A 21,297-nucleotide genomic window follows, 5' to 3' on the forward strand; every position below is an offset into this window, starting at 1 on the left:
TCCGTTCCTGCGTCAGTCGTTGAGCGTGAGCGACAGCACCTTCACGACCAGTTCCGAATAGCCGATGCCGATCGCGCGCGCCGCTTTCGGCGGCAGCGAGTGGTCGGTCATCCCGGGGGCCGTGTTCACTTCAAGGAAATACGCGTTGCCTTGCGCATCGAGCATGAAGTCCGCACGGCCCCAGTCGGTGCAGCCGAGCACGTCGAACGCGCGCCGCGCGATGCGCTTCAGCTCCGCTTCCTTGTCGGCCGGCAGCCCGCACGGAATCAGGTACTGCGTGTCGTTCGCGACGTACTTCGCGTGATAGTCGTAGAACTCGCCGGCCGGCACGATCTTGATCAGCGGCAGGTCGAGATCGCCGGCGATGCACGCTGTGTATTCGCCGCCGCCTTCGATGCTCTTCTCGACGATCACGATCTTGTCGTGCGTCGCCGCTTCCGACAGCGCGGCCGGCAACGCGTCGGCCGTCTTCACCTTCAGCACCGCGACGCTCGAGCCTTCGCTCGCCGGCTTCACGAACAGCGGCAGGCCGAGCTTCGCGACGATCTCCGTCGCACGCGCCGCGTAGTCGTCGCCGCGCATCACCGTCTCGAACGGCGGCGTCGGCACGCCGGTCTGCTGCCACACGAGCTTCGTGCGGAACTTGTCGAGCCCGAGCGCCGAACCGAGCACGCCGCTGCCCGTATAGCGGATCCCGTAGAAATCGAGCGCGCCCTGGATCTGGCCGTTCTCGCCGTAGCCGCCGTGCAGCGCGTTGAACGCGCGCACGAAGCCTTCGTCCTTCAGCGCGGACAGCGGCCGCTCGGCCGGGTCGAACGGATGCGCGTCGACGCCCGCGTCGCGCAGGCCCTGCAGCACGAGGCGGCCCGAGGTGAGCGACACCTCGCGCTCGGCGGACTCGCCGCCGAACAACACCGCCACCTTGCCGAAACGTTTCGGATCGATCCCGCTCATGTCATCCCTTCTGTTGCGTGTTCTGCACGATCTTCGCCGGCACGCCGCCGATCGAACCCGCGCCCATCGTAATCACCACGTCGCCGTTCCGCGCGACCTGCGCCAGTGCGCCGGGCACCTCGTCGACCGTCGCGACGAACACCGGCTCCACCTTGCCGGCCGCGCGCAGCGCGCGCGACAGCGCGTCGCCGTTGGCCGTTACGATCGCCGCCTCGCCGGCCGCATACACTTCCGTCAGCACCAGCGCATCGACCGTCGACAGCACGTTCACGAAATCGTCGAAGCAGTCGCGCGTGCGCGTGTAGCGGTGCGGCTGGAACGCCAGCACGAGCCGGCGGCCCGGAAACGCGCCGCGCGCGGCCGCGATCGTCGCGGCCATCTCGACCGGGTGGTGGCCGTAGTCGTCGATCAGCGTGTAGCGGCCGCCGTCGGCGGTCGGCACGTCGCCGTAGCGCTGGAAGCGCCGCCCCACGCCGTTGAATTCCGCGAGCGCCTGCTGGATCGCGTCGTCCGACACGCCGAGATCGGTCGCGATCGCGATCGCCGCGAGCGCGTTCTGCACGTTGTGCAGGCCCGGCAGATTCAGCACGACCGCGAGCGGCGCGCGCCCTTCGCGGATCACCGTGAAGTGCATCCGGCCGTCGCGCGCGTCGATGTCTTCCGCGCGCACCTGCGCGTCCGGCGACAACCCGTAGCGCACGACCGGCTTCGAGATGAACGGGATGATCTGCCGCACGTTCGGATCGTCGACGCACACGACCGCGCTGCCGTAGAACGGCAGGCGCTGCGTGAACTCGATGAACGCCTGCTTGAGCCGCGCGAAATCGTGGCCGTACGTATCCATGTGATCGGCGTCGATGTTCGTGATCACTTCGATCACCGGATACAGGTTCAGGAACGACGCGTCCGACTCGTCGGCCTCGGCGACGATGAAGTCGCCCGTGCCGAGCCGCGCGTTCGCGCCGGCGCTGATCAGCCGGCCGCCGATCACGAAGGTCGGATCGAGGCCGCCCGCCGCGAGCACGCTCGCGACGAGGCTCGTCGTCGTCGTCTTGCCGTGCGTGCCGGCGATCGCGATCCCTTGCTTCAGGCGCATCAGCTCCGCGAGCATCACCGCGCGCTGCACGATCGGCACGCGCTGATGACGCGCGGCCAGCACTTCGGGGTTGTCGGAGCGCACGGCAGTCGACACGACGACCGCGTTCGCGCCCGCGATGTTCGCCGCGTCGTGGCCGATCGCGATCCGGGCACCAAGCGCTTCCAGACGGTCGGTGACCGCATTGCGCGACAGGTCCGAGCCGCTGACCTCGTAGCCGAGGTTGACGAGCACTTCGGCGATGCCGCTCATGCCCGCGCCGCCGATCCCGACGAAATGAATATGTTTGACGATGTGTTTCATTGCAGTTCTTCCAGGTTCGCGCCGGCCACCGTCGCGCAGATCCGCGCGACTTCGTCGGTGGCCTCCGGCTTCGCCAATGAGCGCGAACGCTCGGCCATGTCCGCGAGCGACGCCCGCGACTGGCCGCGCAGCCAGTCGGCGAGCAGATCCGCCGACAGGTCGCGTTGTTGCACCAGCACCGCCGCGCCCGCATCGGCGAGGAACGCGGCGTTGGTCGTCTGGTGATCGTCGACCGCGTACGGGAACGGCACGAACAGCGCCGCGACGCCCACCGCCGCGATTTCCGATACCGTCATCGCACCCGAGCGGCAGATCACGAGATCGGCCGCCGCATACGCGGCCGCCATGTCGTCGATGAACGGCACGAGCCGCACGTCGTCGCCGGCCGTAAAGCCGGCCGCCTCGTAGTTCGCCTTCAGCGCGTCGATATGCTTCGCGCCGGCCTGATGCACGATGCGCGGGCGCTCGCCCGGCGCCAGCAGCGCGAGCGCGCGCGGCACGACTTCGTTCAGCGCGGCCGCGCCGAGACTGCCGCCGACGACCAGCACGTTCAGCGGACCGCTGCGCGCCGCATAGCGTGCTTTGGGCGGTTCCGTGCGCGCAAGTTCCGCACGAATCGGATTGCCGGTCCATTCGGCGTGCGGCAGCGCGCCGGGGAACGCGACGAGCACGCGTTTCGCGAATTTCGCGAGCACCTTGTTCGCGAGACCCGCGATCGAATTCTGTTCGTGCAGCACGAGCGGCCGCCCCGACAGCGCGGCCATCACGCCCGCCGGGAACGTGATGTAGCCGCCCATCCCGAGCACGACGTCCGGCCGCACGCGACGCAGCGCGCCGAGGCTCTGCGAGCACGCGCGCAGCAGGTTGAACGGCAGCGCGAGCTTGGTCTTCAGCCCCTTGCCGCGCAGCCCGCCGAAGCGTACGTACTCCATCGGAATGCCGTGCTTCGGCACGAGCGTCGCTTCCATCCCGGCCGGATTGCCGAGCCAGACGACGCGCCAGCCCGCCGCTTCCATCCGGTGCGCGACCGCGAGCCCCGGGAACACGTGCCCGCCGGTGCCGCCGGCCATCACCATCAGCGTGCGTCGCGACGCGGTCATACCTTGCCTCCGCGCATCAGCACCCGGTTTTCGTAGTCGACCCGCAGCAGCACCGCGAGCGCGACGCAGTTCAGCAGAATGCCCGAGCCGCCGTAGCTGACCAGCGGCAGCGTCAGCCCCTTGGTCGGCAGCAGGCCGAGGTTCACGCCCATGTTGATGAACGCCTGCGCGCCGAACCAGATGCCGATGCCCTTCGCCATCAGCCCCGCGAACGTGCGATCGAGCGCGAGCGCCTGACGGCCGATTTCGAACGCACGCCGCACGATCCAGTAGAACAGCAGGATCACGACCAGCACGCCGACGAAGCCCAGCTCCTCGCCGATCACCGCGAGGATGAAGTCGGTATGCGCTTCCGGCAGGTAGTTCAGCTTCTCGACGCTGCCGCCGAGGCCGACGCCGAACCATTCGCCGCGGCCGAACGCGATCAGCGAGTGCGTGAGCTGGTACGCCTTGCCCTGCGCATAGCGCTCGTCCCACGGATCGAGATACGCGAAAATCCGCTCGCGCCGCCACGGCGACAGCCACACGAGCATCGTGAACGTGCCGACCGCCGTCGCGACGAGGCCGCCGAACAGCTTGCCGTTCACGCCGCCGAGGAACAGCACGCCCATCGCGATCGCGGCGACCACCATGAACGCGCCCATGTCCGGCTCGAGCAGCAGCAGCGCGCCGACGAGGCCGACCGCGAACGCCATCGGCAGGAAGCCTTTCGCGAAGCTCTGCATGTATTCCTGCTTGCGGACCGTGTAGTTCGCCGCGTAGATCGTCACCGCGAGCTTCATGATTTCCGACGGCTGCATGTTCGTGATGCCGAGCGGAATCCAGCGGCGCGCGCCGTTCACGCCCTTGCCGACGTGCGGAATCAGCACGATCACGAGGCCGACGAGCGCGATCAGGAAAAGATGCGGCGCGTACTTGTCCCACGTCGACACCGGCACGCGGAACGCGATCACCGCCGCGATGAACGCGACGACGAGCGACACCGAGTGGCGCATCAGGAACGCGTAATCGTGGTACGACGCGTATTTCGGCGAATCGGGCATCGCGATCGACGCCGAATACACCATCACGACGCCGAGCCCGAGCAGCGCGATCGCGACCCACAGCAGCGAGTAGTCGAAGTCGAGCATCCGCGAGCGGCTCGGCCGCACGCCGTTGACGACGCTCGCGAGGCCGCCCGTCGCAGCGCGCGTGGCCGACGCGACGCGGCCGCCGGCGGCATTGCCGCCCGCGTCGCGCCGGTCGTTGAAACGGGACACGAGGCGATCGGACCAGCTCATGGCGTCGCTCCTTTGTCGATGGCGAGGTCGTCCACCGCCGCGCGGAACACTTCCGCGCGGTGGGCGTAATTGCGGAACATGTCGAGGCTCGCGCACGCGGGCGACAGCAGCACCGCATCGCCCGGTTCGGCGAGCGCCGCCGCCGCGCGCACGGCATCTTCGAGCGTCGGGTGATCGACGAGCGGCACGCCGGTTTCGGCGAGCGTCGCGCGGATCGCGGGCGCGTCGCGGCCGATCAGCATCACCGCACGGCACCAGCGCGCGACCGGCGCGACGAGCGGCGCGAAATCCTGACCCTTGCCGTCGCCGCCGGCGATCAGCACGGTCTTCTGCGCAAGGCCGTCGAGCGCGGCAACCGTCGCGCCGACGTTCGTGCCCTTGCTGTCGTCGACGTAATCGACGTCTTCGATCGTCGCGATCACTTCGACGCGATGCGCTTCGCCGCGATACTCGCGCAGCGCATGCAGCAGCGGCGCGGCCGGCAGGTCGATCGCGCGCGCGAGCGCGAACGCGGACAGTGCGTTCGCCGCGTTGTGCAGCCCGCGAATGCGCAAAGCGTCGGCCGGCATCAGGCGCTTCAGCGCGATGTCGGGCGTATGTGCGGCGTCGCGCTTGCGGCGGCGAGTCGTCGTCGCGGCCTCGTCCGGTGCGTCGCGATCGACCGCTTCGACGAGCCATGCGATGCCGTTGTCGCGCGACAGTCCGTAGTCGCCGTCCTGCGTCGGCTCGTTCAGGCCGAACGTGATCGTGCGCGGCGCGTCGGCCGCGCCTGCCGCGGGCGCGAACTTCATCACGGCCGCGTCGTCGCGGTTCAGCACGCGCGTCGTCGTCGCGCCGAAGATGCGGCCCTTTGCGGCCGCGTACGCGTCGAAGCTGCCGTGCCAGTCGAGGTGGTCCTGCGTGATGTTGAGGATCGCGGCCGCATCGGGCGCGAACGTGCGCGCAGTCTCCAGCTGGAAGCTCGACAGTTCGAGCACCCACACGTCGGGCAGCGCCGTGTCGTCGATCGCGGCAGCGAGCCGGTCGAGCATCGCCGGGCTGATGTTGCCGGCGACGGCGACCTTCCTGCCCGCGCGCCGGCACAGCAGGCCGGCGAGACTCGTCGTCGTCGTCTTGCCGTTCGTGCCGGTGATCGCGAGCACCTTCGGCTGATAGCCGCTCGTGCCGAGCGAACGCAGCGCCTGCGCGAAGAACTCCAGTTCGCCCCACACCGCGATTCCGCGCTCGTTCGCGGCGGCGATCAGCGCCGCGAGCTCCGGTTCGAGCGGCGACAGGCCGGGGCTCAGCCCGACGATCTCGACGCCGCCGTCGAGCAGCGCGGGCGCGAACGGCCCGCCGACGAATTCCGCATCGATGCCTTCGGCCTGCAGCGCGGCAAGGTTGGGCGGCGCGTCGCGGGTATCCGCAATGCGCAGCCGGCACCCGTGCCTCGCGCACCACCGCGCGATCGCGAGGCCCGATTCTCCGAGCCCCAGCACGAGCACCATCGGCCGTTGCCGATCTCCAAACATCTCGCCAGACATCCTTGTTACCTTTCCTTTACCGCAGCTTGAGGGTGGACAGACCGAACAGGCACAGCATCAGCGTGATGATCCAGAAACGCACCACCACCTGCGTTTCCTTCCAGCCGGACAGTTCGAAATGGTGATGCAGCGGCGCCATCTTGAAGATGCGCCGCCCCTCGCCATAGCGCTTTTTCGTGTACTTGAACCACGTGACCTGCAGCATCACCGACAGCGTTTCCGCGACGAAGATGCCGCCCATGATGAACAGCACGATTTCCTGACGCACGATCACCGCGACCGTGCCGAGCGCGCCGCCGAGCGCCAGCGCGCCGACGTCGCCCATGAACACCTGCGCGGGGTGCGTGTTGTACCAGAGGAACGCGAGCCCGGCGCCGCCCATCGCCGAACAGAAGATCAGCAGTTCGCCGGCGCCCGGGATATGCGGGAATAGCAGGTATTTCGAATAGACCGAGCTGCCCATCACGTACGCAAATACGCCGAGCGACGCGCCGACCAGCACGACGGGCATGATCACGAGGCCGTCGAGGCCGTCGGTCAGGTTCACTGCGTTGCTCGCGCCGACGATCACGAAATAGGTGAGCGCGATGAAGCCCCACACGCCGAGCGGGTAGCTGATCGACTTCAGGAACGGCAGCATCAGGTCGGCCCGCGCGGGCAGCCCCATCGACAGCCCGCTTCTCACCCACGCCATGAACAGGTCGAACACGCGCACGTTGTTCGCCTCGGACACGCTGAACGCGAGGTACACGGCTGCGAACAGGCCGATCACCGACTGCCAGAAATACTTCTCGCGCGACGACATCCCGCGCGGATCCTTGTAGACGACCTTGCGGTAGTCGTCGACCCAGCCGATCACGCCGAAGCCGAACGTGACGAGCATCACGATCCAGATGAAACGGTTCGTCAGGTCGCCCCACAGCAGCGTCGCGACCGCGATGCCGATCAAGATCAGCACGCCGCCCATCGTCGGCGTGCCGGACTTGACGAGGTGAGTCTGCGGGCCATCCTTGCGCACGGCCTGGCCGACCTTCATTTCCGTCAGCTTGCGGATCACCCACGGTCCGCACACGAGCCCGATGCCGAGCGCGGTGATGGTAGCCATCACCGCACGGAACGTCAGGTACGTGAACAAGCGCAAAAAGCTTGCGTCTCCTTGCAGCCATTGCGCCAGCGCCAGCAGCATGCTTCCTTCCTTCTACTCAGTGAGCGGCGGGCTGCGTGCCCGCCGCGGGTTGATTCGTCAGCGCATCGACGACGCGCTCCATCTTCATGTATCGCGAGCCCTTCACGAGCACGGTCGCCTGCGAGCCGTAGCCGGCCGCGAGCAGCGCGGAAACGAGCGCGCCGACGTCGTCGAAATGGCGGGCCGTGTCGCCGTACGCGGCGCAGGCGTCGCGCGACGCGTCGCCGAGCGCGAACAGCGCATCGATTCCGCGTTCGCGCGCATACGCGCCGACTTCGCGGTGGAATGCCGGCCCTTCGTCGCCGACTTCGCCCATGTCGCCGATCACCAGCACGCGCGGCGCCGGCTGCGCGGCGAGCACGTCGATCGCCGCACGCATCGAGTCGGGGTTCGCGTTGTACGTGTCGTCGACGACGGTCGCGCCGGCGAGGCTGCCGACGTCCGCACGACGGACCTGCAGGCGTCCCTTGACCGGCTCGAACGCTTCGAGGCCCTGCCGGATCGCCGGCAGCGCGACGCCGGCCGCCAGCGCCGCGGCCGTTGCCGCGAGCGCGTTGCGCGCATTGTGCTCGCCGAGCGCGCGCAGCCGCACCGTCATCGCGCCGGCCGGCGTGGCGATCGCGAGTTCGCCGCCGTGCAGGCGCCCTGTGATCTGCGCATCGGTCTGCCGTGCGTCGTCGTGCAGCGCGAAATCGAGGATTCGGCTGCCGGTCGCCGCGACGCGCCAGATGCTCGCGTACGCGTCGTCGGCCGGGAACACCGCGACGCCGTCCGGCGTCAGCGCGTGAATTGCGGCCGCGTGCTCGAGCGCGACCGCTTCGACCGTCGCCATGAATTCCTGATGTTCGCGCTGCGCGTTGTTGACGAGCGCGACCGTTGGGGCCGCGAAGCGCGCGAGAACGTCGGTCTCGCCCGGATGGTTCATCCCGAGCTCGATCACCGCGAGCCGATGCGCGGCCGACAGGCGCAGCAGCGTCAGCGGCACGCCGATGTCGTTGTTCAGGTTGCCGGTCGTCGCGAGGCGCGCGTCGGCGCCGACGGCTGCCGCGAAGATCGACGCGATCATTTCCTTGACGGTCGTCTTGCCGTTGCTGCCCGTCACCGCGACGAGCGGCAGCGTGAAGCGCTTGCGCCAGCCGTGCGCGAGCGCGCCGAGCGCGGCGCGCGTTTCGCCGCCGTCGATCGCCGGCAGCGCGAGGCCCGGCGGCACGTGCGCGACGAGCGCCGCGGCCGCGCCGCGCGCTGCAACGTCGCCGAGGAAGTCGTGCGCGTCGAAGCGCTCGCCTTTCAGCGCGACGAACAGGTCGCCCGGGCCGACCGTGCGGCTGTCCGTCGACACGCGCTCGAAGGTGACGTTCGCGTCGCCGTGCACGGTCGCGCCGGGAATCAGGCGTGCGGCTTCGCCGAGACTGAGCATCGTCATTCGCCGCCTCCCTTGCCGTGCGTCACGCGCGCCGCGAGCGCGAGCCGCGCGTGATCCTGATCGGAGAACGCACGCTTCTTGCCCATCACCTCCTGCGTCGCCTCATGCCCCTTGCCGGCCAGCACGACGACGTCCTCGCGCGCGGCGCCGCGCACGGCCTGCAGGATCGCGCTCGCGCGATCCTCGATTCGGCGCGCCCGGTCCGGTGCGTTCATGCCGGCGACGATCTGGTCGATGATGCGCTGCGGATCCTCGCTGCGCGGGTTGTCGCTCGTGACGACCACTTCATCGGCGAGCCGCTCCGCGATCGCGCCCATCAGCGGGCGCTTCGTCGCATCGCGATCGCCGCCGCAGCCGAACATGCAGACGAGCCGGCCGCCGCGCGCGGCGACGATCGGGCGCAACGCATCGAGCGTCTTCTCGAGCGCGTCCGGCGTATGCGCGTAGTCGATCACGACGAGCGGCTCGTCGTTCTGCAGCCGGCCGCCGAGACGCTGCATCCGCCCGTTCACGGGCTCGAGCCGCGCGATCTCCGCGATCGCCGCGTCGAACGGCACATCGGCGGCGAGCAGCGCGCCGAGCACGGCGAGCAGGTTGCTGACGTTGAATGCGCCAAGCGTGCCGACCTCGACATCGGCGTCGCCCCACGACGAACGCACGCGGAACGCGGTGCCGGTCGCGGTCGCACGCACGTCGAGCGCGACGAGTTCGCGGTCCGCGTCCGGCGATTGCGCGTCGCCGATGCCGTACGCGATCGTGCGCACGCGCCCGGCCAGCTTCGCGAGCAGCCGGCGCCCGGCTGCGTCGTCGCGATTGATCACCGCCGCGCGCAGGCCGCGCCATGCGAACAGCTTCGCCTTCGCGGCTTCGTACGCGTCGAACGTACGGTGATAGTCGAGATGGTCCTGCGTGAGATTCGTGAACACGGCGATGTCGAACGCGGTGCCGTTCACGCGGCCCTGATGCAGCGCGTGCGACGACACCTCCATCGCGACCGCTTTCGCGCCCGCGTCGCGCAACTGCGCGAGGCTGCGCTGCAACTGCGGCGCGTCCGGCGTCGTGAAACCGGTCGGCACGAGCCGGCCGGGCATTCCGCTGCCGAGCGTGCCGATCACTGCGCAGGGCTCGCGTAGCGCCGTCAGCGCGGCGGCGATCCATTGCGTGCACGACGTCTTGCCGTTCGTGCCGGTCACGCCGATCGCGAGCAGGCCATCGCTCGGGTCGCCGTACCAGCCGCTCGCGATCTCGCCGGCGAGCTGATCGAGCGCCGACACCGCGAACGCGACCGGCGCGGCCGGCGCCGCCGCCAGCCCTTCCGGCTGATACAGCACGGCGGCCGCGCCGCGTGCGACGGCATCGGCAATGAAAGCGCGATTGTCTGCCCCGTCGACCGCATACGCGACGAACACGTCGCCGCCCCGCAGGCTGCGCGTGTCGGCATGCAGTTGCGCGGCGGGGGCTACATGCTGACGCAGCCACGCGAGCGCGGCTGCGATCTGCTGATGCGCCGGATGGGAACTGCGAGCGGCGCTCATCGAACGACTCCTGGTGAATTGCGTGTCGTGCTGGATACGATCATATGCTTTGCGCGACCGCCCGCAGCGAGCTTTTGCGGGCCCGCGGCTGCAGGCGCGCCGGGCGCGGCCGGCGAATCGTCGGACACGACCAGCTGCTTGATCGGCATGTTCGGCGGCACGTTGAGCGCGCGCAGCGTATCGCCGGCGATCGCCGAAAATACCGGGCCGGACACCTGGCCGCCGAAGTGGCTGCCGGCAGTCGGCTCGTCGACGGAAACCGCGACGACGATTCGCGGATTCGGCATCGGCGCCATCCCGACGAACGATGCGCGGTACTTGCGCGTGTAGCCGTGGCCTTCATGCTTGTACGCGGTGCCGCTCTTGCCGCCGACGCGATAGCCGGGCACCGCCGCATCCGGCGACGTGCCGCCCGGCGCGACCACGGTCTCGAGCATCGCGCGCACTTCGCGCGCGGTGGTCGGCGTGAATACCTGCGTGCCGGCGATCGGCTGGTTGGGGTCGGTCTTGAAAATCGTCACGGGCATCATCTCGCCGTCGTGCGCGATGGCCGTGTACGCGCGCGCCAGCTGGAACAGCGACGCGGACAGCCCGTAGCCGTACGACATCGTCGCCTGCTCGATGCGGCGCCAGCTCTTCCACGGACGCAGCCGGCCGGCGGCGGCGCCCGGAAAGCCGACCTTCGGCGCCTGGCCGAGGCCGATGCTCGTATACATATTCCACATTTCCTCGGGCCGCATCGTCATCGCGATCTTCGTCGCGCCGATGTTGCTCGACTTCTGGATCACGCCGCCGACCGTCAGCGTGCCGAAGCCCGCGTCGTCGGTGATCGGCGCGCCGTCCAGCACGAAGTGTCCGTTACCCGTCTCGACGAGCGTGTTCGGCGTCACGCGGTGCAGGTCGAGCGCGAGCGACACCGTGAACGGCTTCATGATCGAGCCCGGCTCGAATACGTCGGTCAGAATCCGGTTGCGCAGCTGCTCGCCCGTCAGGTGCGAGCGGTCGTTCGGGTTGTAGGTCGGATAGTTGACCAGCGCGAGCACCTCGCCCGTGCGCACGTCGACGACCATCGCCGCGCCGGCCTTCGCCTTGAACTTCTCGACGGCGGCCTTCAGGTTCGCGTACGCGATGTACTGGATCTTGCTGTCGATCGACAGGTCGACGTCGGTCCCGTTGTGCGGCGGAATCTGCTCGGCGACGTCCTCGACGATGTGTCCGAGCCGGTCCTTGATCACACGACGCATGCCCGACGTGCCGGACAGCATCTTCTGATCGCCGAGCTCGACGCCTTCCTGCCCTTCGTCCTCGACGTTCGTGAAGCCGATCAGGTGCGCGGTGATCTCGCCTTCGGGATAGAAGCGCTTGTATTCGTTGCGTTGATAGATACCGGGAATGTCGAGTGCGGCGACCTTGTCCGCGACCTCGATCGGCACCTGGCGCTTCACGTACACGAAGCCCTTGTCCCCGGACAGCTTCGCGCGCAGCTCCTTCGGCGTCATGCCGAGCAGCTTGCCGAGCTGGTTGATCTTGTCCGCGCCGAGATCGTCCGGCACCGCGTCGGGAATCGCCCAGATCGCGCGCACCGGCAGGCTCGTCGCGAGCACGAGGCCGTTGCGGTCGAGGATCTTGCCGCGCGTGGCCGGCAGTTCGATCGTCCGCTGGTAGCGGCTTTCGCCCTGCTTCTGATAGAACGCGTTGCCGGGGCCCTGGATCCAGAACGCACGCGCGGCGAGCGCGACGAACGCCATGAACAGCAGGAAGACGACCAGCTTCGAGCGCCACATCGGCAAATGCACCGACAGCACGGGACTCGACGAAAATTTCACGTTCTGGCGCTTCGGAGCCGGCTTCATCGCGCGCCTCCGTTGCCCTTGCCGGCCGTGTCGGCCGACGCCGGAATCGGCGCGTCGATCGCCTTCGCGGCACCCGGCGGCAGCGTCAGGTATTGCGTGCGGCCCGTCGTGATCGGCTGCATCTTCAGCGAATCGTTCGCGAGCTGCTCGATGCGCGACGTCTTCGACAGCGCGCTCTGCTGATATTGAAGCTGCGCATAGTCCTGCTGCAGCTGACGCTCCTGCGACTGCGCGCGCTGCAGCTGGATGAAGATCTGGCGCTGCTGGTTCGTCGAGTTGACGACCGACAGCGCGCATCCCATCACGATGATCAGCAGGAAGATGTTGAAGCGGCTCATGGCGTGACGCGCTCCGCAATGCGCATCACGGCCGAGCGCGCACGCGGATTCGCGGCGACTTCCGCTTCGCTCGGAAATTGGCGGCCGATTGTCTTGAGCGGCGGGCTCGGGAGGTCGACGGCGCGGATCGGCAGGCGGCGATCGACCGCAGGCGCACTCGCGTGCGCCTGCAGGAATCGCTTGACGATCCGGTCCTCGAGTGAATGAAAGCTGATGACCACCAGCCGCCCCCCTTGCTCCAGCAACGACAACGCCGCCTCTAGTACGACTTGCAGGTCCGCAAGCTCTTGATTGACGTGAATCCGTATAGCCTGAAAGGTGCGGGTTGCCGGATCCTTGCCCTTCTCACGGGTTTTGACGACGTGACCCACGATTTGGGCAAGCTCGCCCGTGCTGTCGAGAGGCCCGAGACGGTCGGACTCTGCCCGGCGAGCAACAAGCGCCTTTGCAATCTGAAAAGCAAACCGTTCTTCCCCATAATCTCGTATCACCTCCGTCAGTTCCTGCAGCGAAGCCCGCGCGAGCCATTCCGCCGCCGATTCGCCGCGCGTCGGATCCATACGCATGTCCAGCGGACCATCGGCGCGAAAGCTGAAGCCGCGCGCCGGATCGTCCACCTGCGGCGAGGACACGCCCAGGTCCAGCAACACCCCCGTCACCTTGTCGACGCCGCGCGCCGCGAGCGCGTCGCGCATCGATGCGAAGCTGTCGTGCACGATCGAGAAGCGCGCGTCGCCGATTGCCTGCGCCGTCTCGATCGCCCTCGGATCCTTGTCGAACGCGATCAGCCGTCCGGTAGCCGACAACCGCGCGAGCACCGCACGGCTGTGACCGCCGCGCCCGAACGTGCCGTCGACGTAAATGCCGTCCGGCCGCGTCACGAGCGCTTCGACCGCTTCGTCCAACAGCACCGTCCGATGCTGCAATTCGTTTCCCATCGCGGGCGTCTCCGTCACCGCAATCAGAACGTGAAGTTCTTCAGCGCGTCGGGCATGCCCTGCGCCATCGCTGCCTGCTCCTTCGCGATGTAGGTCTGCGAATCCCACAGCTCGAAGTGACTGCCCATTCCCAACAACATGACTTCCTTTTCCAGTCCGGCTGCCATCCGCAGCTCGGGCGATACGAGAATCCGGCCTGCGCTGTCGAGATCGACGTCCATCGCATTGCCGAGAAAAATCCGCCGCCACCAGTGCGCATCCATCGGCAGCGCGGCGATCTTCGCGCGAAACACTTCCCATTCGGGGCGCGGAAACAGCAACAGGCAGCCGTCCGGGTGCTTGGTCACAGTCACCCGTCCTTCTGCCTGTCCTTGCAGCGCTTCGCGATAGCGAGCCGGCACCGACATCCGCCCTTTCGCATCGAGCGTCAGCGCCGACGCCCCTTGGAACACTGTCCGCTCTCCTGTTCAGGGCACCGAAGCACCCGCTCAATGCTGAGAATCTAGCCGGAATAGCCCGCCGAATCACACAAAAATACACTTTCTCACACTGCCTCCCACTTTAGAGGAAGGGTGTGGCACGGTCAAGGGAGCGGACCGCTTTTTTGACGAATTTTGTTAGTCAGAACAAGGACTTACGCGCACAAGCTCATGCGCGCCGTCAATCCGAAAAGCGTTAAAAATGAATGAGCTAGTGCAGCTTGTGAAGGTGATACATGAGAAAGGCGGGGCAGACAGGCGTGCGGACTGGGCTTTCGAGGGCGGGAAAACGCGGAGAAAACGGGCGATATCGGTTGCAGCGCGCGGGCGACGCTGGCGTCGCCCGGCAACGTTCTCACAGGTAGTACGCGGTGCGCGTCATGACTTTCGACGCAGCGCGCATCAGCATTCGCGCCGGTAGCGGCAGTTCGATCCCGCCGGCATTCGTCGCGGCCTTGCCGTGCTTCGCTTCGTCCGCGCGCATCTGTTCGACGATCGCGCGAGACGCCGTATCGGCAGCCGGCAGATCCGACAAATGGCCGTCGAGGTGGCTCTCCACCTGACGCTCGGTCTCGGCCATGAAGCCGAGGCTCACCTTGTCGCCGAGCGTGCCGGCCGCCACGCCGATCGCCAGCGCACCCGCATACCACAGCGGATTGAGCACGCTCGGACGCGAATCGAGTTCCTTCAACCGATGCGCGGTCCACGCGAGATGGTCCTCTTCCTCGCGGGCCGCCTCCTCGAACATCGCTTTTGCAGCCGGCGAACGCGCGGTCAGCTTCTGCGCCTGGTAAAGCGCCTGCGCGCAAACTTCGCCGACGTGATTGACGCGCATCAGCCCGGCCGCATGCGTGCGCTCGGCGGGCGTGAGCTCGGCGGCCGGCGGCTCCGCGGGCACCGGCACCGGGCGGCTCATCCGGCTAATGCCGGTCAGCGATCGCAAGCCGCGGTCGAATTCGCTGATCAGTTCATCCAACACCATCCTGTTCTCCTGGCTGCATGTGCTGCCGCGGGCGGCAAAAGGCACGAGCTCCGCTGCGTAACCGACTTGATTCTTCAGCGGAAATTGCGGTTAACCCGTGATTTTAACCATTGTTGCATAAAGGAAACATGGCGACGTTGCGCTACGGCATTTCGCTTTGTGGCAAAAATCGCTTTTGCTACATTACGTGCGACTTCTTGCGAAGTTGATGGGGCCCGTCGACAGAACATAACTATCCGCCCCGACAGAAAAATTTAGTGATTCTTGGAGATCCGTTAATGAAAAAGTCGCTTCTCGCGCTCGTCGCGCTGGGCGCGTTCGCTGGCGCTGCCCACGCGCAAAGCAGCGTGACGCTGTACGGCATCATCGATGAAGGCTTCATCTTCAACAACAACGCGAAAGGTCAGCACCTGTACGGTCTGTCGAGCGGGGTCATGCAAGGCAGCCGCTTCGGTCTGCGCGGCACCGAAGACCTCGGCGGCGGGCTGAAGGCGATCTTCACTCTCGAAAACGGCTTCGACGTGAACAGCGGCAGGCTCGGTCAGGGCGGCCTGATGTTCGGTCGTCAGGCATACGTCGGGCTGTCGAGCCAGTACGGTACGGTCACGCTCGGTCGTCAGTACGACTCCGTCGTCGATTTCGTCGGTCCGCTCGAAGCAGGCGACCAGTGGGGCGGCTACATCGCCGCTCACCCGGGCGATCTCGACAACTTCAACAACGCATACCGCGTGAACAACGCGGTCAAGTACACGAGCCCGACCTACGGCGGCTTCTCGTTCGGCGGCCTGTACAGCTTCGGCGGCCAAGCGGGCCAGTTCTCGAAAAATCAGGTCTGGTCGCTCGGCGCAGGGTACAACAACGGTCCGCTGGTACTCGGCGTGGGTTACTTGAACGCGCGCACGCCGGCCAACTTCGGCGGTATGTTCAACAACGGCTCGACGGCTGCGACGACGGCAGTTTCGTCGCCGGTATACGGCGCATACGCGAACAGCGCAAACACGTACCAGGTCATCGGTGCGGGCGGCGCATACACGTTCGGCGCAGCGACGATCGGTGCGACGTACTCGAACACGAAGTTCAAGGGCTTCTCGGCTGGTCCGTTCGTGAACCAGACGGCGACGTTCAACAACGGCGAAATCAACTTCAAGTATCAGTTGACGCCGGCGCTGATCCTCGGCGCAGCGTATGACTACACGCAAGGCAGCAAGATCGACGGCAACTCGGCAGCGAAGTACCACCAAGGCTCGCTTGGCGTCGACTACTTCCTGTCGAAGCGTACGGACGTCTACGTAATCGGCGTGTACCAGCATGCATCGGGCAACACGCTCGACGCGAGCGGCAACGTCGTACAGGCCCACGCTTCGATCAACGGCCTCGATCCGTCGAGCACGAGCAATCAGGTTGCAGCGCGTGTCGGCATCCGCCACAAGTTCTAATCAGCTTGTCTGACAAGCCGCAGCACATTGAAGGCGCCTTCGGGCGCCTTTTTCTTTGTGGCCGCCGCACGGTGCATGACGTCGCGGTCTTGCGGAAAGGCCGACGAAGAACGGCAGCTCGACCGGGCGAACCCAATGCGAGGGCGACAAATTCCCGCCCGTACAAAATGAAGTCCGCTCAAGGCCGGATGTTCGACACGGCGGCATCCCGCCGCTTCGCTGAACGGCGCCGCAAACGAAAAAGCCCGGCATGTGCCGGGCTCTTCCATTCGATTGCGCCGTTACGCGCGTCCGTCGCGCAATTCTCGCCGCAGAATCTTGCCGACGTTCGTTTTCGGCAGCTCGGTACGGAACTCGACGAGCTTGGGCCGCTTGTAGCCCGTGAGCCGCTCCTTGCAATACGCGAGGATGTCCTTGTCGGTGAGCGCCGGATCCTTCTTCACGATAAAGAGCTTCACCGCTTCGCCCGAATGTTCGTCCGGCACGCCGACGGCGGCAACCTCGAACACGCCCGGATGCGACGCGACGACGTCCTCCACCTCGTTCGGATACACGTTGAAGCCCGACACGAGGATCATGTCCTTCTTCCGGTCGACGATCTTCACATAGCCGCGCGCGTCCATCACGCCGACGTCTCCCGTCTTGAAGAAACCGTCCGCAAACATGACCTTCGCGGTTTCGTCCGGCCGGTTCCAGTAACCGGCCATCACCTGCGGCCCGCGAATACAGATTTCGCCCGGCTCGCCGAGCGGAACGTCGTTGCCGGCGTCGTCGCGGATCGCCACTTCGGTCGACGGCAGCGGCAAGCCGATCGTCCCGCTGTACTCCGTCGCAGTCACAGGATTGCAGGTCGCGACGGGCGACGTTTCGGACAGCCCGTACCCTTCGACGATCGCCGTATGCGTCTTTTCATACCAGCGCTTCGCGACGCCTTCCTGGATCGCCATGCCGCCGCCGTTCGCGATCACGAGCTTCGACAAATCGAGCTGATCGAACTCCGGGTGGTTGAGCAGCGCGTTGTACAGCGTGTTGACGGCCGGAATCGTCGAGATCTGGTAGCCCTTCAGCGCCTTGATCATTCCGCCGATATCGCGCGGATTCGGAATGAGGATTCCCATGCCGCCGGTGCGCATCGTCAGGAAGCCGCAGACGGTCAGTGCAAACACGTGATACAGCGGCAGCGCGACGACCGTCACGAACTGCTTCACGTCAGGATATTTGTCGTGCGCAGGCTGATGCCAGGCGCCCGCCTGCAGCACGTTCGACACGATGTTCCGGTGCAGCAGCGTCGCACCTTTTGCAACGCCCGTCGTACCGCCGGTGTATTGCAGGAACGCGACGTCGTCGGGGCCGAGCTTCGGCGGTTTGAACGTTTGCCGTGCACCGTCGGCCAGCGCAGCCTTGAAACCGGTAAACGCCGGAAGCTGCCACGCCGGCACCATCTTCTTCACGTTGCGCACGACGTAATTGACGAGCCATCCCTTGATGCCCAGCAAATCGCCCATCGACGCGACGATCACATGCTTGACGGCCGTGTTCGCGATGACGGCCTGCAGCGTCGACGCGAAATTCTCGAGGATGACGATCGCTTCCGCACCGCTGTCCTTCAACTGGTGTTCGAGTTCGCGCGGCGTATACAGCGGATTGACGTTGACGACGGTATAGCCGGCGCGCAGGACCGCGGCAATCGCGACCGGGTACTGCAGCACGTTCGGCATCATGATCGCCACGCGCGCGCCACGTGCGAGACCGCGCGATTGCAGCCACGCGGCAAACTGGCGCGACAGCGTGTCGAGTTCGCCGTACGTGATCGCCTTGCCCATGCAGACGAATGCGTTGCGGTCGCGATATTGCCGGAAGCTTTCGTCGAGCAGATCGGGAACGGACGGATACGGAGACGCATCAATTTCGGCTGGAACGCCGGGCGGGTACGACTTCAGCCAAATCTTCTCCATACTGCGCGTCTCCTCACTGATTTTCGAATGGTCGTGCGAAAACGCATCGTAGCCGGTCGCCCGCCGCGAGACAACCGGGTTAGACGGCCCCTTCGAACGCAAAGCCAGATTCGTCCGATCATACAGCGACGTGCGGTCAAATTCGCTCAACTTCGACGAGACAGTCGTAAAACGTCGCGGCGTTGCCGAGATCGGTGAGCGCCTGACTCGTCACTTCATTCGCGTTCCGGCCATCCGGAGACAGCTTCTTCCACCAGATCGACAGCCCGACGACGAGCCCGGTGCGTGCGCGGTCGGCCACCCTCGCGCGCGCCTGCATCGAGCCGCGGTCGTTGAAGACGCGTACCAGGTCGCCATCGCCGATACCGCGCGCATTCGCGTCGGCCGGATGCATGTCGACGTGCGGCTCCCCTTCCGTGCTGCGCAGGCTGTCCACGTTCACGAAAGTGCTGTTCAGGAAGTGGCGAGCCGGCGGCGAAATCATCGCGAGCGGATAGCGGGCGGCAAGCTCGGGCGCCGACTCTGCCGACTCGAACGGCGGCAAATAGTCGGGTAGCGGGTCCATACCCATCTGCTCGAGGCGCGCGCTATAGAACTCGCACTTGCCCGACGGCGTGCGGAAGCCGCCGTTGGCAAAAGGGGCGTCCGGCAGTTTCAGCTTCAGCCAGCCGACACGCTTCAGCGTGTCCCAGTCGCTGTCGAGTATCGGGTCGTCCCAGCGGAGCGCCGCGCGCGCAACTTCTTCGTCGCTGTGGTACAGCGCGGGCTCGTCGAGCCCCATGCTTCGCGCGATACCGCGGAAGATCTCCGTGTTCGGCCGCGCCTCCCCGACCGGCGGAATCGCCGGCAGATTCGCCATCACATACGTGTGGCCGTACGATTTGTGGATGTCCAGGTGCTCCAGTTGCGTGGTCGCGGGCAACACGATGTCGGCAAAGTCGACCGTATCGGTCTTGAAGTGCTCGAGAACGACAGTGAACAAGTCTTCTCTCGCGAATCCGGCCGCCACTTTCGACGAGTCGGGCGCGACCGCGACAGGGTTCGAGTTGTAGACGATCACGGCCTCGATCTTAGGTCCGAACGTACTGTCGCCCGGATGCAGCAGCGCGTCGCCGATCGCATTCATGTTCACGCTGCGCGGCAGCTTGTGCGGCCAGCCCGGCATCAAGTCGGGACGCAGCAACGCGGCCTGATTGACCGGCGCGAATTCGGACGACGACAGCAACAATCCGCCGGCGCGATCGCGCCATGCCCCTGTCAGCGCCGGCAGACTCGCGATCGCGCGCACGGCGTTGCCGCCGCCTCGCACGCGCTGCATCCCGTAATTGAGGCGAATCGACGCCTTCCGGGTCGCGCCGTAACGGCGAGCGAGCTCGATCAGCTCGGACGCGTCGATCCCGCAGATCCGCGCGACACGTTCCGGCGGATAGGACATCGCCCGCGCCTTGAGCGCATCGAAGCCGAGCGTGTGAGCCGCAATGTAATCGTGATCGAGCAGATCTTCGGTGATCAGCACGTGCATCATGCCGAGCGCGAACGCGCCGTCGGTACCCGGCTTCAACGCGATGTGCTGATGACACTTCTCGGCAGTCAGCGAGCGGTACGGATCGATCGCGACGAGACGCGCGCCACGGCGTTTCGCCTCCTGCGCCCGCGTCCAGAAGTGCAGGCTCGATGCGATGGGATTGGCACCCCATATCAGGATCAACTCGCTTTCTTCGAAATGCTCAAGATGCATTCCGATGTTGCCACCGTAGGTATAACGCAACCCCGCGGCACCGGCTGCCGAACAAATTGTCCGCTCGAGTCGCGACGCACCGAGTTTGTGGAAAAACCGCTGGGCGATTCCCTCGCCCTGGACGAGCCCCATCGTTCCCGCGTAGCTGTACGGCACGATTGCTTCCGGCGCGCGCGCGGCGATTTCGCCCAGGCGACGTCCGATCTCGTCGAACGCGTCGTTCCAACTGATCGGTACAAAGCGGCCTTCGCCCTTCGGGCCGACACGCTTCAGCGGAACGGTGAGGCGATCGGGATGATGAACGCGGTCGGCATATCGACTGACTTTCGTACACAACACGCCTTGCGTCGGCGGGTGATCGGGATCGCCGGCGACCTTGATCGCCTTGCCGTTCTCGACCGTCACACGCATCGCGCACGTATCCGGACAATCATGTGGGCAGACGGCCGGAGCGACCTGTATGGCGGCGTTCATTGTTTTCGATGCGGAAATGGGGATTCGCAAATTTTACGTGGGCGAGCGCCGGAGCGCGGTCATTTCCCGCTGATTCTCGATGTTTTGACGAAGGTTCGCCGTCGACACGCCGAGCAAGACTATCGGGAAGCGGTGATTGCGATCCAGCGACATGAGGAAGTACTCCGCGCCGGGCCATCAAACCGAGCCGTTTTGCATGTTCGGCATGATCGACCGGCTTCAATACGGGGGAGTGCGTCGTAGGCGTTGGTGCGGGCCGTCGCGACGCCGCCCCGCGAGCGTAGCGGGCGCCCGGATGTTTTTTCGTGGCGCAAACGCAAAAACCCCCGCCGATTGGCGGGGGTTTGCGCGGCAAGGGGAGCCTGACGATTACCTACTTTCACACGGGAATCCGCACTATCATCGGCGTAGAGTCGTTTCACGGTCCTGTTCGGGATGGGAAGGGGTGGGACCGACTCGCTATGGTCATCAGGCAAAGAGGGTTGTCATAGCGCGTTGCGCTACGACCAATCCGGAAGAAGCAGTAATGAGGTTGTGGTATCTGGCACACACGCGGGAGTCAACCGCAGTACGTCGGGTGCGGTGCACACGACGTTCGACATTCGCAAGCGCTGACGCGCTGACGGTTGTCGAAACAGACTGGTTATAGGATCAAGCCTTACGGGCAATTAGTATCGGTTAGCTGAACGCATTACTGCGCTTAC

General features: G+C 66.2%; 16 protein-coding genes and 1 rRNA gene. 1 reads left to right on the forward strand and 16 read right to left on the reverse strand.

Annotation, left to right across the window (positions count from 1 at the left end):
* Positions 1-12: 12 nt before the first annotated feature.
* The 13 genes from BUB20358_RS11670 to coq7 form a co-directional block, all read right to left on the reverse strand.
* The gene (locus BUB20358_RS11670) at positions 13-954 is read right to left on the reverse strand and encodes a D-alanine--D-alanine ligase (protein WP_006765260.1); all 942 of its coding nucleotides are present in this window, start codon (positions 952-954) and stop codon (positions 13-15) included.
* 1 nt (position 955) lies between these two features.
* The gene (gene murC, locus BUB20358_RS11675; protein WP_006765261.1) at positions 956-2,353 is read right to left on the reverse strand and encodes a UDP-N-acetylmuramate--L-alanine ligase; all 1,398 of its coding nucleotides are present in this window, start codon (positions 2,351-2,353) and stop codon (positions 956-958) included.
* Positions 2,350-3,453: an undecaprenyldiphospho-muramoylpentapeptide beta-N-acetylglucosaminyltransferase gene (murG, locus tag BUB20358_RS11680; RefSeq protein ID WP_035973107.1), complete on the reverse strand. Its 1,104-nt coding sequence runs from the start codon at positions 3,451-3,453 to the stop codon at positions 2,350-2,352. The genes murC and murG overlap by 4 nt, the downstream gene beginning before the upstream one ends.
* Positions 3,450-4,733, reverse strand: a complete 1,284-nt coding sequence (gene ftsW / locus BUB20358_RS11685) for a putative lipid II flippase FtsW (protein ID WP_035973108.1) — start codon at positions 4,731-4,733, stop codon at positions 3,450-3,452. Before ftsW ends, murG begins: the two co-directional genes overlap by 4 nt.
* Positions 4,730-6,244, reverse strand: coding sequence for a UDP-N-acetylmuramoyl-L-alanine--D-glutamate ligase (gene murD / locus BUB20358_RS11690; protein ID WP_035973109.1), 1,515 nt, complete (start codon positions 6,242-6,244; stop codon positions 4,730-4,732). Before murD ends, ftsW begins: the two co-directional genes overlap by 4 nt.
* Before the next feature lie 28 nt (positions 6,245-6,272).
* Positions 6,273-7,442 carry a phospho-N-acetylmuramoyl-pentapeptide-transferase gene (gene mraY, locus BUB20358_RS11695; RefSeq protein ID WP_006765264.1) on the reverse strand — a complete coding sequence of 390 codons (1,170 nt, stop codon included), beginning with the start codon at positions 7,440-7,442 and terminating at the stop codon, positions 6,273-6,275.
* Positions 7,443-7,458: 16 nt separating this feature from the next.
* Entirely contained in the window at positions 7,459-8,865 is a 1,407-nt protein-coding gene (locus BUB20358_RS11700; RefSeq protein WP_035973110.1) for a UDP-N-acetylmuramoyl-tripeptide--D-alanyl-D-alanine ligase, read from the reverse strand.
* Positions 8,862-10,400 (reverse strand): UDP-N-acetylmuramoyl-L-alanyl-D-glutamate--2,6-diaminopimelate ligase, encoded by a 1,539-nt coding sequence (locus BUB20358_RS11705; RefSeq protein WP_035973112.1) that lies wholly within the window; start codon positions 10,398-10,400, stop codon positions 8,862-8,864. The genes BUB20358_RS11700 and BUB20358_RS11705 overlap by 4 nt, the downstream gene beginning before the upstream one ends.
* Positions 10,397-12,253, reverse strand: coding sequence for a peptidoglycan D,D-transpeptidase FtsI family protein (locus tag BUB20358_RS11710; RefSeq protein ID WP_006765265.1), 1,857 nt, complete (start codon positions 12,251-12,253; stop codon positions 10,397-10,399). Before BUB20358_RS11710 ends, BUB20358_RS11705 begins: the two co-directional genes overlap by 4 nt.
* Entirely contained in the window at positions 12,250-12,591 is a 342-nt protein-coding gene (gene ftsL / locus BUB20358_RS11715) for a cell division protein FtsL (protein ID WP_006765266.1), read from the reverse strand. The genes BUB20358_RS11710 and ftsL overlap by 4 nt, the downstream gene beginning before the upstream one ends.
* Positions 12,588-13,529, reverse strand: a complete 942-nt coding sequence (gene rsmH, locus BUB20358_RS11720; protein WP_035973114.1) for a 16S rRNA (cytosine(1402)-N(4))-methyltransferase RsmH — start codon at positions 13,527-13,529, stop codon at positions 12,588-12,590. The genes ftsL and rsmH overlap by 4 nt, the downstream gene beginning before the upstream one ends.
* A 23-nt stretch (positions 13,530-13,552) precedes the next feature.
* The gene (mraZ, locus tag BUB20358_RS11725) at positions 13,553-13,981 is read right to left on the reverse strand and encodes a division/cell wall cluster transcriptional repressor MraZ (RefSeq protein WP_006400450.1); all 429 of its coding nucleotides are present in this window, start codon (positions 13,979-13,981) and stop codon (positions 13,553-13,555) included.
* 382 nt (positions 13,982-14,363) lie between these two features.
* A complete protein-coding gene (gene coq7 / locus BUB20358_RS11730; protein WP_006765267.1) occupies positions 14,364-14,990 on the reverse strand; it encodes a 2-polyprenyl-3-methyl-6-methoxy-1,4-benzoquinone monooxygenase in 627 nt (208 codons plus the stop codon).
* A gap of 278 nt (positions 14,991-15,268) precedes the next feature.
* Here coq7 and BUB20358_RS11735 point away from each other — a divergent pair, with 278 nt between their 5' ends.
* Positions 15,269-16,426, forward strand: coding sequence for a porin (locus BUB20358_RS11735; protein WP_035973117.1), 1,158 nt, complete (start codon positions 15,269-15,271; stop codon positions 16,424-16,426).
* Positions 16,427-16,707: 281 nt separating this feature from the next.
* On the opposite strand, the gene BUB20358_RS11740 is transcribed toward BUB20358_RS11735, so the two are convergent.
* From BUB20358_RS11740 to rrf, 3 genes are all read right to left on the reverse strand, one after another.
* Positions 16,708-18,381: a long-chain fatty acid--CoA ligase gene (locus BUB20358_RS11740; protein WP_035973119.1), complete on the reverse strand. Its 1,674-nt coding sequence runs from the start codon at positions 18,379-18,381 to the stop codon at positions 16,708-16,710.
* Between the two features lie 136 nt (positions 18,382-18,517).
* Entirely contained in the window at positions 18,518-20,593 is a 2,076-nt protein-coding gene (locus tag BUB20358_RS11745; RefSeq protein ID WP_006765270.1) for a molybdopterin-containing oxidoreductase family protein, read from the reverse strand.
* Positions 20,594-20,953: 360 nt separating this feature from the next.
* Positions 20,954-21,066, reverse strand: a 5S ribosomal RNA gene (rrf, locus tag BUB20358_RS11750).
* Positions 21,067-21,297: the final 231 nt, after the last annotated feature.

This window comes from Burkholderia dolosa, from assembly GCF_902499135.1.
In the GTDB taxonomy this organism is placed as follows: domain Bacteria; phylum Pseudomonadota; class Gammaproteobacteria; order Burkholderiales; family Burkholderiaceae; genus Burkholderia; species Burkholderia dolosa.

Bases quoted from the DNA above. Each gene is read 5' to 3' on its own strand.
- BUB20358_RS11670 (WP_006765260.1), bottom strand. From the start codon at position 954: ATGAGCGGGATCGATCCGAAACGTTTCGGCAAGGTGGCGGTGTTGTTC.
- murC (WP_006765261.1), bottom strand. From the start codon at position 2,353: ATGAAACACATCGTCAAACATATTCATTTCGTCGGGATCGGCGGCGCG.
- murG (WP_035973107.1), bottom strand. From the start codon at position 3,453: ATGACCGCGTCGCGACGCACGCTGATGGTGATGGCCGGCGGCACCGGC.
- ftsW (WP_035973108.1), bottom strand. From the start codon at position 4,733: ATGAGCTGGTCCGATCGCCTCGTGTCCCGTTTCAACGACCGGCGCGAC.
- murD (WP_035973109.1), bottom strand. From the start codon at position 6,244: ATGTTTGGAGATCGGCAACGGCCGATGGTGCTCGTGCTGGGGCTCGGA.
- mraY (WP_006765264.1), bottom strand. From the start codon at position 7,442: ATGCTGCTGGCGCTGGCGCAATGGCTGCAAGGAGACGCAAGCTTTTTG.
- BUB20358_RS11700 (WP_035973110.1), bottom strand. From the start codon at position 8,865: ATGACGATGCTCAGTCTCGGCGAAGCCGCACGCCTGATTCCCGGCGCG.
- BUB20358_RS11705 (WP_035973112.1), bottom strand. From the start codon at position 10,400: ATGAGCGCCGCTCGCAGTTCCCATCCGGCGCATCAGCAGATCGCAGCC.
- BUB20358_RS11710 (WP_006765265.1), bottom strand. From the start codon at position 12,253: ATGAAGCCGGCTCCGAAGCGCCAGAACGTGAAATTTTCGTCGAGTCCC.
- ftsL (WP_006765266.1), bottom strand. From the start codon at position 12,591: ATGAGCCGCTTCAACATCTTCCTGCTGATCATCGTGATGGGATGCGCG.
- rsmH (WP_035973114.1), bottom strand. From the start codon at position 13,529: ATGGGAAACGAATTGCAGCATCGGACGGTGCTGTTGGACGAAGCGGTC.
- coq7 (WP_006765267.1), bottom strand. From the start codon at position 14,990: ATGGTGTTGGATGAACTGATCAGCGAATTCGACCGCGGCTTGCGATCG.
- BUB20358_RS11735 (WP_035973117.1), top strand. From the start codon at position 15,269: ATGAAAAAGTCGCTTCTCGCGCTCGTCGCGCTGGGCGCGTTCGCTGGC.
- BUB20358_RS11740 (WP_035973119.1), bottom strand. From the start codon at position 18,381: ATGGAGAAGATTTGGCTGAAGTCGTACCCGCCCGGCGTTCCAGCCGAA.
- BUB20358_RS11745 (WP_006765270.1), bottom strand. From the start codon at position 20,593: ATGAACGCCGCCATACAGGTCGCTCCGGCCGTCTGCCCACATGATTGT.